Raw genomic sequence first — 13916 nt, forward strand, 5'->3', positions numbered from 1 at the left:
GGACACGCGTGCACAGGTTTTTCACCCGGCCACGCGCAAACGGGTGAAACACCGAAAACACCCGCCACACAACCCCGAAACCCCAGAAAATAGACACAGGGGAAAACACCCTCCCGCCATTCTATTTCCCGGGGAAAAGAACCATGCACACCACCGACGACCGCGCCGACCTGATCGACGCACTCACCGATACCGAAAGAAGCCTCGCGCAACTCCAAGCGGCACAGATCCGCCTGCTCGCCACCCTCGCCGCCTCGCGCGGCGCGGATCCCTTGGACTGCACGGAAGAGGAGATCACCGCCGCGCTGCGCTGGTCCCCCACCACCACCCGCACCCGCCTGCACACCGCGCACACCCTGGCCACCCGCTTCCCCGAAACCCTGGCGTTGATGGCCGCCGGCCAGATCTCCCACGCCCAGGCCAACGCCCTGGTGGAGATCACCACAGGACTCGACCCCGACACCGCCCGCGCCGCACAGGCACGCATCCTCCCCCGCCTACCCCACCAGAGCGTCGCCGCCACCCGCAAAGCCCTGCACCGCGCGGTCCTGGCCGTGGACCCGCAGGCCGCGCACCAACGCCACCTGCTGGAAACCAGGAAACGCCGCGTGACCCTATGCCCCGAACCGGACGGCATGGCCACCCTCGCCCTCTACACCCCCGCACAAACCGCAGCCGCCGTCATGGCCGCCCTGGACGTGCACGCCAAACCACGCACCCAAGACGACACCCGCACCCTGGATCAGCGACGCGCAGACACCCTCACCCACCTCGTGCTCGGCTCGGTGGGTGTCCCGTCCAGCGGGACACGGCAGGACAGCACCCAGGTTCCGGCCCTGGTGCACGTGGTGGTCGGCATCGACACCCTGCTCGGCGCGAGCGAGGAACCCGCGCAGTTGCGCGGTGTCGGGCCGATCACCGCAGGGCAGGCCCGGGAGATCGCGTACGGGCGCGATGCGACCTGGCGGCGGCTGCTGACCGCCCCGGACGGGGAACTGCTGCACACCGACCCGCACACCTACAAGCCGACCGCCAGCGTGCAGCGCCTCGTGCGGCTGCGGGACCGGCACTGCACCTTTCCCGGCTGCGCGATGCCCGCGGCGCGCTGCGATCTGGACCACATCGCACCGTTCGACCACCACAGGCCCGAAGCAGGCGGCGCGACGGTGCCGGAGAACCTGCACGCGCTGTGCCGCAGGCACCACCGGCTCAAGACCGCGGGAACATGGAAAGTCGTGCGTGGCAGTGAGGGTGAGGTGGTGTGGAGCGCACCGACCGGACACCGCTACCTCACGCGAGCGGAACCCTATGCGGCATGACACGGGAGAACCGGCGGGTCCGCTGGTACCCGCCTTTCTGAAAAATCCGTGCACGCGTGTCCCGCGTTACCCGCAACCGCCGTCGGCGAAGCTATCGCGAGACACCCAGCGCGCAAGGGCGTCTGTGCTCGAGAACCGTTGTGAACGAGACTCGCCGCTGTACTCCAGCCGCGTAGCGGAGATGTCATCGCGGGGGTTTATTGGGGGAAAAGCGGGACGGCGGCCGGCGGTAAGTGGGTGGGAAAAAGCAGGCTGTCCAGTTGAACGGGACAGTAAGACGTCTGATTGCCTCGGGCTGGGCTCAGGGGTCGATCAGGGTCCTACCGGGGCTAACCCCGATGCGCGAGGGTCTGATCGTGAGGAGGGTGGAGGTCACGCTCGAAGAGAGGACATTGCGATGCCCGGACGACGACGGGGACCCGGCACCGACCTCGTACTTTCACTTGGAATTCTCGCTGCGGCGGCCGGTGCCCTGGCGCTGAGCAGTTGCGCAGCCGCGCCGCGCGCTCAGAACGCCGCGGCGGCCGTGGTGCGACCCGCTGCGGTTTTCCGCGGCGGCGATACCGTTCACCTGGTGGATTACACCGACAATGACGGGCCGGACTCGGCAGTGATCCTCACTGGCGCGATCGCCGATTTTGGCAAAGCGGTCAGCGTCAACCCGGACGGCTCGGTCAATCCGGAGCACAACAGTCAACTGGAACTTCAGCTGAGCCGCGGCACCCTCAGGCTCGACGTAGCGGCACTGGATCGCACCTTCGTCGAGGTCATGGCCACGCAGTTCCCGGCGAACATGACCAACTGTTCGGGCAGCGTTTCCGCGTCCCACGCGGTGCCGATCGTGGCGGGCTCGGGTACTGGCGCCTACCAAGGCGCGAGCGGCCAGTTCGACCTGACCATCAAGCTGGATGAGGTGGACGCCACGGGTTCGAACTGTCAGGGGACAGCCTTGCTCAGCCAAATGCTGATCACGTCCGGTTCCGGACACGTGCGATTGCGCTGATCACTGCCCCGCGGCCGTGTAGAGGTGCTCGGGGCGGCCCGTTACGCCGTAGCGCAACTGGAGCCGCACGATTCCGTGCTGGGTCAGATAGCTGAGATACCTCTGCGCGGTGGCTCTGCTCACGCCGACCTGCTCGGCGACTTCGGCCGCTGAGATCGGGCCGGGAGCGGAGCGCACCGCGTCGCGGATCAGCTCCAGCGTCGGCGCGGAGTGCCCCTTCACCGGCACGGAGGGCAGCGTGGCGGGCCCCCGCAGCAGGCCGAACAGCGCGTCCACATCGGACTGATCGGCCTGATCTTTGAGCGCCTCCATCCGTAGTCGCATGCTGCGATACGCGGTGAGCTTGTCGTTCAGGGTGTTGAACCCGAACGGCTTGACGAGGTAGTGCACCGCGCCGAGCTGCATCGCGGTGCGCACGGTGTCGACATCGCGCGCCGCGGTGATGACGACGCAGTCGGGGTGCTCGTCCCGTTCCATCAGCTTGCGCACCACGCCGAGGCCGTCGCCGTCTGGGAGGTAGACGTCCATGAGCACTAGATCGGGACGCAGGGCCTCCACCGCCGCGAGCGCCTCGGCGGCTGAATGCGCGAGGCCGACGGTATCGAAGCCTTCGGTCCGGGCCACATATGCGGCATGGATCTTCGCGACCCGGTAGTCGTCGTCCACGATCAGCGTTCTGATTGGTGCGGCCGTCGAGTTCATGGGACAGCCACCTTCGCCAGGACCGGCGTGGCGTTGTGCGCGGGCTTCGGCAGCCGGACCGTGAACACCGCGCCTGGTCCCTCGGAAACGCTGATCTGGCCGCCTAGTCGCTGCACCAGCCGGTGGACCAGGGCCAGGCCGAGACCACGGCGCTGAGAGCCGGCCTCGGGCTTGGTGGTGTATCCGTCCACGAAGATCGAGTCGGTGGCGCCGGGCGGGATGCCGGGGCCGTCGTCTGCCACTCGAACGGTGATCTCGCTTTCGTCCTCGACGATTGTCACCTCGACCCGGCCAAAGGTTCCCGGAGCCGGCCCGCCGCCTGCCGCGCCGTTTCCGCAGAGGGCGTCAAAGGCGTTGTCGATGAGGTTGCCGAGGATCGTGGTGAGCGCCTGCGCCTTTTCCGGGGCGTGCCCGAGCAACGTATCGTCACTCAACACCAGATCGACGCCGCGTTCGCTCGCGACGGCGGCCTTGCCGAGGATGAGCCCCACGATGAGCGGGGACGCGACGCGTGAGCGCACTGATTCGGCGAACTCGGCCTCGGCGCCGCCCAGGTCCGTCAGGTAGTGCAGAGCCTCGTCGGATTCGCCGAGTTCGAGCAGCCCGGCAACGGTATGCATGCGGTTGGAGAACTCATGCTGTTGGGCACGCAACGCGTCTGTCAGGCCTCTAACACTGTCGAGTTCGCGCAGCAGTCCGGACAACTCGGTGCGATCTCTTAGTGTGACCACGGCGCCGTGCGAGCGACCGGCCAGCGTGACCGGCATCCGGTTGACCGTAAGGAGGTAGTCGTCAGTGAGCACCACTTGGTCCTGACCTTCGATCTCCCCAGAGAGCACGTCACGCAGCCGCCCGGCCGGCACCAGGTACTCGAGCCGGCCCCCTATCGCTGCGGTACCGAGGCTGAGCAGCCGTCGCGCCTCGTCGTTGACCATGGTCACCCGGCCGAGGCGGTCGAAGGCGATCACCCCCTCGCGGATGCCGTGCAGCGTGGCCTCCCGCTCCTGCAGCAGAGTCGTGATCTCGTCGAGTTCGAGCCCGAACGTGCGCCGCTTGAGCCGCCAGGCAAGCAACCAGGACACGACGGAGCCACCCGCGAGCGCGATGGCGAACCAACCCGCGTCGACGGGCAGTTCCTGCCAGAGCGCGCTGGTGATCGTGCTTTCCCGGATGCCTGCGGAGACTTCGCCCACCATTACGCCATCGGGTCCGTAGAGCGGCACTCTCCCGTTCGCGGATCGGCCGGTCGCGCCGTTATCCATCCGCACGTGGACCTTGCGGTCGACCGTAATGATCGACTCTTCGACCTGCTTGCCGATCAGCGCCGGGTCAGGATGCGAATGACGCACGCGGTTCATGTCGATCACGACCACATAGGAAGCGTCGGTCGTTTTCATCACCCGGTTGGCGATCTGCTGGATGCTGTCCCCGCAAGCCCCGCCCTCGGTTTCGAGACAGGCGCCGACCTCGGGAATCCCGGCGACCGTGCCCGCGATGTCCACCGCCCGCTGCTCGGTCTGGGCATCGAGCTGCCCGCGCTGCTGATAGGCGAACAGCGCGAAGCCGCCCAGCACCACCGCCACCAGGATCGCGATCTGGCTGACGAGGATCTGGGTGGAGAGCCTGCGCATCGGTGAACGCCGCATTTGCCCGATTGTGACGAGAAACCGCACGGCCCGACAAGAGGCCGGGAGACGCAGGCCCAAACGTGATGGTGTTGTTACGCGCGCATCCGCTTGATCAGCGGTTTTCCGTGAGCAGAACGCGCAAAACCGCGGTTAACGCGACTAACGCGGGATGTGCGCGAAACAGCGACGTAACCCGGCGCGCGATCTAGCGTCTGACCAATCCACCCGGCCGTAACACAGAGGGAACGGACAGATGGCTTCACGCAACCAACTCGCGAGCAAACCGATCGCCGACGGTTTCGCCCGGGACGCCTCCCGGGTCGAGGTGACCGGCCTCACTAAGCGGTTCCTGACCCCGAAGGGGGACGCGTTCACCGCGCTGCGCGACGTGACCTTCACCGTGGAGCCCGGACAGTTCTGCGCGGTGGTCGGCCCGACCGGCTGCGGCAAGTCCACGACTCTGAGCATGGTCTCCGGACTCGACCGGCCCAGCGAGGGCTCAGTGAAGGTCGGCGGCCGCGAGGTAACCGGGATCACCCAGGGCATCAGCTTCATGTTCCAGCAGGACGCGCTGCTGCCGTGGAAAACCGTGGTCGGCAACGTCGAGATGGGCCCGCTCTTCCGCGGCGTCGGCAAGCGGGACGCCCGCGAGCTGGCCCGCGACTGGCTGCGCCGGGTCGGCCTGGCCGGCTTCGAGGACCACCACCCGCACCAGCTCTCCGGCGGCATGCGCAAGCGCGTGGGAATGGCCGCGGCGCTGATCAACGAGCCGCAGATCCTGCTGATGGACGAGCCCTTCGGCGCGCTGGACGTGCAGACCAAGGCGATCATGCAGACCGAGCTGCTGGGGCTGTGGGAGCAGTTGCGGCCCTCGGTGCTGTTCATCACGCACGACCTGGACGAGGCCGTCGCGCTGGCTGACCGCGTCGTCGTGATGACCTCGGGCCCCGGCTCGGTCAAGGCGATCTACGACGTGGATCTGCCGCGTCCGCGCGGCTCGGTGCAGGAGATCCGGTACGAGTCGCGCTTCCTCGAGATCCAGCACCAGATCTGGGCGTCGCTGCGCGAAGAGGTCGAGCGCGCCTACGCACGCACCGCGGGAGTCAACGCATGAGCATCACATCCCCAGCAACCGAGCCGGTGAGCCCGAATCCAGCGCCCCCGGCCTCGGACACAGCCAACCGATCCGCCAGCGAGGCGGGCCGTCGCGCCCGGCGCAAGCGCATGTTCCTGCTGTGGTCCGCGCGCCTCGCCTTCGCCGTCATCGTGATCGGCGGCTGGCAGCTGTTCACCGCGCTCAAGATCGTCGACCCGTTCTTCTACGGCCAGCCCTCCGGCATCTGGAAGCGCACGATCGACCTGTTCGAGCACGGCACCGAGTTCGGCTCGTTCTGGACCGACATCTTCACCACGATCAAGGAAGCCGTCTTCGGCTTCGGCCTCGGCGCCGCGGCGGGCATCGTGTTCGGCCTCGCGCTCGGCCAGAACCGCTTCCTGTCCGACGTGCTCAGCCCGTACATCAAGATCGTCAACGCGATCCCCCGGATCGTGCTCGGCGTGATCTTCGTGGTCGCCTTCGGCATCGGGATCACCCCGAAGGTACTGCTGTCCGCGGTGCTGGTGTTCTTCGTGGTCTTCTTCAACGCCTTCCAGGGCGTGCGCGAGGTGGACCGCAACATCCTGGCGAACGTCAAGGTGCTCGGAGCCTCGCAGTTCCAAGTAATCCGGCACGTCACCCTGCCCTCCGCGCTCACCTGGATCATCGCCAGCCTGCACACCGCCTTCGGATTCGCCATCGTCGGCGCGCTGGTCGGCGAGGTGCTCGGCGCCGAACACGGCGTCGGCCTGGTCATCAAGACCGCCCAGGGCAACCTCGACCCCGACGGGGTGTTCGCCGGAATGCTGGTGATTTCGGTGATCACGCTGATCGCGGAGTTCCTACTCACCTTCGTCGAGCGCCGGCTGCTCTCCTGGCGCCCGCCATCTCCCTCAGAGGCCATCGCGATCTAGCCGGACCAGCCCCCGAGGAGCGCGCGGCCCCCGCGCCGCGCACGCACCACCGCACCATCCACACCCCGCACATCCAGTCAATTCATCGCCCCAGGCTCACTCCCTCAATGACGAAAGGACCCGAGTCATGATCAAGCGGACTCTCGCGCTTTCCCTGGCCGGCACTCTCGCCCTCGCCGCGGCCGCCGCGTGTGGAAGCAGCGGCGGCAACAGCGGGCAAAGCGCTGCCGGTGGCAACGCCCCCATGCCGACCGTGACGATGATGGTCGGCGGCATCGACAAGCAGATCTATCTGCCGTACGAGCTGGCCCAGCAGCTGGGCTACTACAAGAAGTACGGCGTCAACATGCAGCTGAGCACCGAGGTGGACGGCGGCGTCGGCGCCGAGGACGCGATGGCCTCCGGGCAGGTCAACATGGCCGGCGCCTGGTACAACCACACCATCGACTTCCAGACCAAGGGCAAGAACGTCATCGACGTCGTGCAGCTGTCCGGCGCGCCGGGCGAGCGGGAGATGTGCGGCAAGAACAGCGGCGTGCACTCGGCGGCTGACTTCGCCGGCAAGACTCTCGGCGTGACGGACCTCGGCTCGGGCACCGACTCGCTGACCAAGTTCCTGGCCGCGCAGAAGGGCATCAAGTCCTCGCAGATCCACCGGCTCGCGGTCGGCGCGGGCTCCACGGCGATCGCCGCCGTGCAGAGCGGATCCGCAGCGTGCGTCATGACCACGCAGCCGACGGTCACCGCGATGCAGCAGAAGGGCATCGCGTACTCGGCGATCGACCTGGCCACGACGACCGGCGCCACGCAGGCGCTCGGCGGCGCCTGGCCGGCCGCGGGCGTGCTGACGACGACCGATTGGGCCAACGCGAACAAGGCCACGGTGCAGAAGGTCGTGGACGCGCTGGTTGACACGATGCACTGGATCAACACGCACTCGGCCGCGGACATCGCCAACAAGCTGCCGCAGTCGTACGTGCAGAACAGCCTGGTCAGCAAGGCCGACTACATCGCGGCGCTGACGCAGGACAAGGGTCAGTTCCTGCCGGACGGCATCATGCCCGCCGGTGGCCCGAAGACGGTGCTGGCGATGGAGGAGCTGATCGGCTCGGCGACCTCCTCGGTGAACCTGTCCGCCACGTTCACCAACGACTACGCGATCGCCGCCAACAAGGCGGAGGGCTACACCGTCACCACGACCCCGGCCGGCCCTAACGGCTGACCGGTCAGCGCCGCGCCGGTGTTGGTAGGAACGGTGCCTCGGTAGCCGGGGCACGAAGCGCGGCGCATCCCCTCCGGGTGCCGGGCGCTGGCGACGAGCTGCCTCTCGTCGCTGGCGCCCGGCGCTAGTGTGTCTGGGCTCGTATATGCAGCTTCGCGACGGGCGACGCGGCGAGCGGCAACCAGGGTCAGGACTCTGCTGCCGAGTCGACGTCACAGGCGCAATCCCTCGCGCTCGAAGGCGTCGTCATCCAAGGCACGACGACGCGTGCGAGGCCATGGTGGTCCTCGCACGCGCTGCGCGAATCATTGCGCCGTGTCGGTGCGCATCAGCACTCGCATGCTCACGCGCACGGACACGGCTCGCCGACGTAAGGTATCTGTTAGCAGCTCAGGACCCTGATGGGAACCCGGCGGCCGCGGCCCAGGCGGCGAGTTCGGATTGCGCCGCCGCGCGCTGCGCCGCGGTCGCGCTCGACGAGCCATTCGTGATCAGCGCGAAGTGGAGGGTTCCGGCAGCCGAGCTGTCCGAGAGCAGCAGCCGGTTGGCTCCGGTCGCGCCCGGCAGCGCCGCGTACGCGATCGGCGTGCTCGTCGTCTGACCGTTGGCCGCATAAGCGGGAAGGCCCGTGACCGCGCCAAGGTCGGACACCACGGTGGTGCCTGCGGGTGTGAAGGCGGCCGGAAGGTGCAGTTCAGTCGGCGCGGCCGAGCCGGTGGAGCGCCAGACCAGCACGCCGTACTGGCCCGAGCCGACCAGCGCGGTCGTGTTCGGCAGGCTGGACGGAACCGGGTTCCAGGTCAGCGTGGTCGAACCGTCACGCGCGCGATCCTCATAGGTGAAGGCCAGGGTGTGGCCCGCGACGGCGAGCGGGTAGAGCCGGTCGAGCACCCGCACGTCCTGGCGCAGCTGGACCGCACCGGTCGAGTCGGTGTCGACCACCGAGAAGTCCTCACCGTTCCAGGCGTCGCCGCTCGTCTCCACCTTGCTCGAGTTGCCGTTCATCAGCTCGTTGTGCCGGCCGCTGTAGATGTCCCACTGCCACTCGGTGCTGCTGAGCACGCCGCCGGACTGCGCAGCCTGGGTCCACCAGTTCGCACCGGACACTCCTGAATCCAAGCCCTGATACATCGCCTTGAGCACGGTCGGGGTCTTGTCCGAGGTGTAGCCGCTCTCCGGGCTGCCGAACTCGCTGACCAGCGCCGAGGTGCCGAGGCTTGAACCGCGCTGGCGGATGGTGTCGAAGTTCGAGGTGTACTGGCCGTCCCCGGCCTTGCCGGGCATGAACACGCCCGAAAGCGCCGCCTCGTCGTAGAAGTGCGTGTTGAAGACGTACCGCGTGCCGATCGCGCCGACGTTGGCGAGCCCGCCGGGCTGCTGCTCGAAGGAGAGGTTCGCGTTCCAGAACAGGTTGGGCTCCACGAACGCGGGCTTGCCAGACCAGCCGGCGCCGTCCATCGCGGTGCGGAACTTCTGGAAGAACGGCCAGAGCTGGTCGCGCTCCCAGGTCTGGCTGGTCTGCCCGGAGTCGTACTTGCCGGCGAAGGGCTCGTTGTACGGGTCGGCGCCGAGAACCCGGGTGAACTCGTCGGAGCTGAGATGACCGCGCAGGTACGTGAGCGCCGCCTGCGCCTGTCCGAGATAAGCGTCCTGCTCCGCGATCTGACCGGCCGAGGTTGTCAGCACCCTGTTGTGCCAGAAGTCGTAGGTGGCGTCCTGCACGGCGGCGTTCTGGGTGATGTTCTGGCCCCAGTTGAAGCAGATGCCGCAGCTCTCCTGCGGGTAGCTGCCCGCGTTGATCAGCCATTGCGGCGCGCCGTCGCCGGTGTACCAACTGCCGGAGTTGAACAGATAGCGGGAGAAGAGGTCTTGATGGAAGTCGACGAGCACGTTGATGCCGTCGTCGAGGAACGGCTGCATCTGCGCCGTGACGTTCGCCAGGTAGGTGTAGTTGATCTGGTTCGGTTGCGGCTCGATATACGCCCAGGTGAGCAGGAACCTGATCGCGTTCGCTCCGGTCTGCTGGCGCATCGCGGCGGCTGACGTGCGCGCGTCGGCCACGCTGGCGAACGGCAGGCCGCTGTTTTCAGCCAGCTTCGCCTCGCCAGAGATATTGAATCCGCGCAGCACGACCTGGCGGCCGTAGCCGTCGACGAAGCCGCTCGGCGTGACGGTGAGCGTGGCGCTCGTGGTGTTGTCGAACCACTGCGTGCCGGTCGTCGCGGCGTCGGCCGCCCCGCCGCCCGCGCCCGTCGCCGCACCGGCGGCCGCGGCCAAGCCGATCGCCAGGGCCGTCGCCGTCGTCCTGCCCCGCAGCCGTAGCCGCCCGCCTCGTCCCGCCGCCATCGTTCATCCTTCGCGCCGTAGGTATCCCGGCAGTGTCGAGGAGCCCGGCGGTCAACGGAAGTACGCGGGTTGCCAATCTTGCGCGCATCGGTTGTCGCCCGGCGACAGGCCGGTCGACCGGAGACACGCCGCGGTGGCGACTGCGGTTCGGGCTATTGCGGTTCGGGCGGAAAACCGTGCGGCGGGGTGAAGTCCTGGACGGGCACGCCGGACAAGGCCCGGGTCATCGCCTCATGCCAGATCGGCGCGGAAATCGTCGCGCCGAAGATCTGTCCGGAGTAGTACTGGCCGCCGACCGACATGTTGCCCATGAAGTCGCCCTTGAGCGTGTCGGGGCGGATGAAGCCGGTCCACACGGCGGCGGCCAACTGCGGCGTGTAGCCGTCGAACCAGGTGGCGATGGAGCTTGTGGTCGTTCCGGTCTTGCCCGCGGCCGGGCGGTCGAGGCCGAGCCCGTCCGCGGTCGCGCCCGGCTGGTCGAGCACGCCGCGCAGCAGCGCCGTCAGCTCGTTGGCGAGGTTCGGGTCGAGCACGGCGCGGCAGTTCGGGTGCTGCGCCGCGAGCTTGCGGCCAGCGCCGTCGGTGACCGCGGTGATGACATACGGCTTGCAGTAGGTGCCTTGCGCCGCGATCGTCGCGTAGGCGCCGGCCATCTCGACCGGGGTGATCAGGTTCGTGCCGAGGGTGAAGGACGGGAACTGGTCCAGCGGATGACCGTTACCGCTGTCATTGTCCTGAGTCACGCCCATGGACTGCGCGATCTGCGCGGGCTGACACAGGCCCGTCTGCTCTTCCAGGGTCAGGAAGTAGGTGTTGACGGAGAACCAGAAGGCCTGGTCGAGCGGCCCGGAGAAGGGGTTCCCGTCGTCGTTCATCGGATGGTAATCGGGCGTCCAGAGCACCGAGTGCTGGCCGTTGCCCGGACAGGCGGCGATGCGCGTTCCGGCGTCGTCCATCGGACTCGGCACACTCATTACTTGGCTGGGATCGTGGCCGCCCTCGAGCGCCGCGAGCCCGACGAAGATCTTGAACGATGAACCGGCCTGGTAGCCACCGCTGCCCTCGTGCGCGGGGTCGCCGGCCAGGTTCAGGTAGGTGTCGCCGAGGTTACTGCCCATCGGTTTGGACTGCGCCATCGCCTTGATCTGCCCGGTGCCCGGCTGGATCATCGCCAGCGCGGAGGCGACCTTGTCGGTGGCGTAGGTGTGGCTGGAGATCGCCTTGTCGGCCGCCGACTCGTCCTTCGCGCTCATGGTGGTGTGGATGGTCAGGCCGCCCATGTTCCACAGCTGGATCCGGGCCGCCTTGGTCGGTCCGTAGTCCGGGTCGTTGATGAACGTCTGGTACACGTAGTTGCAGAAGAACGCGGCCGAGGCCTGCGCGACGATGCAACCGTGCTTCGGCGGGGTCGGCTTCAGGCCGAGCGGGGTCTTCTGCAGCTCGGCGACCTGCTGGTTCGTCAGATAGTTGAGCACCGGGCTGGCCATGTCCTGCAGGACGATGTTGCGGCGGGCCAACGCGGCGGCCGGGTGCAGCAGCGGGTCATAGTCGCTCGGGCTGTTGACGAGCGCGGCCAGCAGGGCGGACTGCGGGACGGTCAGCTTCGCGGAGGTGGTGGAGAAGTAGCGCTCAGCCGCCGCCTCCACGCCGTAGGCTCCGTTGCCGAAGTACACCAGGTTGAGGTAGCGCTCGAGTATCTGCTCCTTGGTGAGCGATTTCTCGACCGCCACGGCGTATTTGAGTTCGGTGACCTTCCGGGTGAAGGTGTCGGCGATGGCGGCCTGCTGCTTGGTTTTGTCCGTGCCCGCCTCGAGGATGAGCACGTTCTTCACCAACTGCTGCGCGATGGTCGAGCCGCCCTGCAGATTGCCGCCGTTGGAATTGTGCACGAGCGCGCGCAGGGTGCCTTTTATGTCGATGCCGCCGTGCTGGTAGTAACGCACGTCCTCAATGGCGACCAGCGCCTGCGGCATGCTCGGGCTTATCTGCGACATCGGCACTACGACCCGGTTGCCGTGCAGGTCGTCGCTCCAGGTGTACGCGATCAGGCTGCCGTCGTCAGCGAGTATCGTCGAACGTTGCGGCAGTACCGGCGTCTCGAAATCGCTGGGCAGGTCCTCGAAATGATCGGAGGCTGCCTTGGCTGCCAAGCCGGCGCTGCCGACCACGGGGAGGCTCAACCCGGCGAGCAGGATCCCGCCGAGCGCGCTGATCACGATGAATATCAGCAGGTTGCCGAGCAGCCGGCCCGCCCCCCGCAACCCCGTCCTACCTGCCGCCTTGCGCATGGGGATCAGCGTACTCGGGTCGCGATCTGCAGCAACTGGACTCGCTTGCGTAACGCAGCAGTTGTGTCGGGGCGGCTGGATCGGTCGGCTTCGTGGAACGAGGCGGCGCGCCGCGCAGCGCTATCCGTGACATTTCGGAAGTCACCCGGCTGATTTTCCGCCCCTTTCAGCTCGGAGGTTTCGCGCCCGGGCCGGCTTCGCCGATGCTAGCCTGGCCGGAAAGCGCCAGGTACGGGCTGCAACAGCGCCGGCTGCTCCGGAAATCCGGGCGCCGCCGCGCCGCGGCCGCGGTCACGAAGGGGAGGAGCCGTGGTGTCTGCGCAAGATGGGCCCAGAATCACCATGACCAGTATCGCCCGCGAGGCGGGGGTCTCGGTGCCCACGGTCTCCCGCGTGCTCAACGGCCGCTCAGATGTGGCGCCGGACACCCGCGAGCGCGTCGAGGAGCTGTTGCGCCGGCATGGCTATCGGCGCAGGGTCAATCGCACGCAGGAGCCGGCCGGGCTGATCGACCTGGTCTTCAACGACCTAGACAGCCCCTGGGCGGTGGAAATCATCCGCGGCGTGGAGGACGTCGGGCATGCCGCCTGCGTGGGCACGGTGGTCTCGGCGATCCACCGCCGCCCGACCGCGACCCGGCAGTGGCTGCGCAACGTGCAGGCGCGCAACACCGACGGCGTGATCCTGGTGACCTCCGACGTGCAGTCCCCGCTGCATGCCGAGTTGCGCCGCATCAACGTACCCACGGTCGTGGTCGACCCGGCGGGCGTGCCCGGACACGAGGTGCCGACGGTGGGTGCGGCGAACTGGTCGGGGGCGCTGGCCGCGACCGAGCACCTGATCTCGCTGGGCCATCGGCGCATCGGCTTCATCGCCGGGCCGCGCACGCTGGTGTGCAGCCGAACCCGTCTCGACGGGTACCGGGCCGCGTTGGAGGCTGCTGAGATAGCGGTGGACCCGCAGCTGATCGTGCAGGGCGATTTCTACCACGAGTCCGGTTTCAAGGGCGCCGCGGAACTGCTCTCGCTCGCCAATGCGCCCACCGCGATCTTCGCCTCCAGCGACCAGATGGCGCTCGGCGGCTACGAGGCGGTGCGCCAGCGCGGGCTGCGGGTGCCGGACGACCTGAGCATCATCGGCTTCGACGACCTGCCCGAGGTGCGCTGGTCCTCGCCGCCGCTGACCACGGTGCGCCAGCCGCTCAGCGACATGGGTGCGCTGGCCGCGCGCACGCTGCTGCGGCTGGCCGGGGGCGAGCGGATCGAGAGCCTGCGCTTCGAGTTGCCGACACAACTCGTGGTGCGCGACAGCACCGGACCGTTGCGTGTGTGACTGCGCCGTTGAGGTGTGACGGCTGGAGATCTGGGCACGCGGAACGCGGTTGAGATCATTGCTTAA

At 67.8% G+C, this 13916-nt stretch carries 10 protein-coding genes; 6 read left to right on the forward strand and 4 right to left on the reverse strand.

Going from position 1 to position 13916, the window contains the following annotated elements; genetic code table 11:
- Positions 1-143 precede the first annotated feature (143 nt).
- On the forward strand, positions 144-1319 hold the full coding sequence (locus VN779_RS19220; protein WP_325725290.1) for an HNH endonuclease signature motif containing protein: 1176 nt from the start codon (positions 144-146) through the stop codon (positions 1317-1319).
- A gap of 574 nt (positions 1320-1893) precedes the next feature.
- Complete coding sequence (locus tag VN779_RS19225) at positions 1894-2322, forward strand: hypothetical protein (protein WP_325725292.1); 429 nt, start codon at positions 1894-1896, stop codon at positions 2320-2322.
- On the opposite strand, the gene VN779_RS19230 is transcribed toward VN779_RS19225, so the two are convergent.
- Together VN779_RS19230 and VN779_RS19235 are read right to left on the reverse strand one after the other, a co-directional pair.
- Positions 2323-3024 carry a response regulator gene (locus tag VN779_RS19230; RefSeq protein ID WP_325725294.1) on the reverse strand — a complete coding sequence of 234 codons (702 nt, stop codon included), beginning with the start codon at positions 3022-3024 and terminating at the stop codon, positions 2323-2325.
- A complete protein-coding gene (locus VN779_RS19235; RefSeq protein WP_325725297.1) occupies positions 3021-4670 on the reverse strand; it encodes a sensor histidine kinase in 1650 nt (549 codons plus the stop codon). The genes VN779_RS19230 and VN779_RS19235 overlap by 4 nt, the downstream gene beginning before the upstream one ends.
- 235 nt (positions 4671-4905) lie before the next feature.
- Here VN779_RS19235 and VN779_RS19240 point away from each other — a divergent pair, with 235 nt between their 5' ends.
- From VN779_RS19240 to VN779_RS19250, 3 genes are all read left to right on the forward strand, one after another.
- Entirely contained in the window at positions 4906-5766 is an 861-nt protein-coding gene (locus VN779_RS19240; RefSeq protein WP_325725299.1) for an ABC transporter ATP-binding protein, read from the forward strand.
- Complete coding sequence (locus tag VN779_RS19245) at positions 5763-6662, forward strand: ABC transporter permease (protein ID WP_325725301.1); 900 nt, start codon at positions 5763-5765, stop codon at positions 6660-6662. Before VN779_RS19240 ends, VN779_RS19245 begins: the two co-directional genes overlap by 4 nt.
- Before the next feature lie 127 nt (positions 6663-6789).
- Entirely contained in the window at positions 6790-7884 is a 1095-nt protein-coding gene (locus VN779_RS19250; RefSeq protein ID WP_325725303.1) for an ABC transporter substrate-binding protein, read from the forward strand.
- Between the two features lie 390 nt (positions 7885-8274).
- On the opposite strand, the gene VN779_RS19255 is transcribed toward VN779_RS19250, so the two are convergent.
- Both VN779_RS19255 and VN779_RS19260 read right to left on the reverse strand, forming a co-directional pair.
- Entirely contained in the window at positions 8275-10230 is a 1956-nt protein-coding gene (locus tag VN779_RS19255) for a cellulase family glycosylhydrolase (protein WP_325725305.1), read from the reverse strand.
- A 152-nt stretch (positions 10231-10382) separates the two neighbouring features.
- Positions 10383-12518 (reverse strand): transglycosylase domain-containing protein, encoded by a 2136-nt coding sequence (locus VN779_RS19260; RefSeq protein WP_325725307.1) that lies wholly within the window; start codon positions 12516-12518, stop codon positions 10383-10385.
- A 342-nt stretch (positions 12519-12860) separates the two neighbouring features.
- Between VN779_RS19260 and VN779_RS19265 the strand changes: the two genes are divergently transcribed.
- Positions 12861-13850 carry a LacI family DNA-binding transcriptional regulator gene (locus tag VN779_RS19265; RefSeq protein ID WP_325725308.1) on the forward strand — a complete coding sequence of 330 codons (990 nt, stop codon included), beginning with the start codon at positions 12861-12863 and terminating at the stop codon, positions 13848-13850.
- The last annotated feature ends 66 nt before the right edge of the window (positions 13851-13916 follow it).

This window comes from Actinocrinis sp. (genome assembly GCF_035605935.1).
GTDB lineage: Bacteria > Actinomycetota > Actinomycetes > Streptomycetales > Catenulisporaceae > Actinocrinis.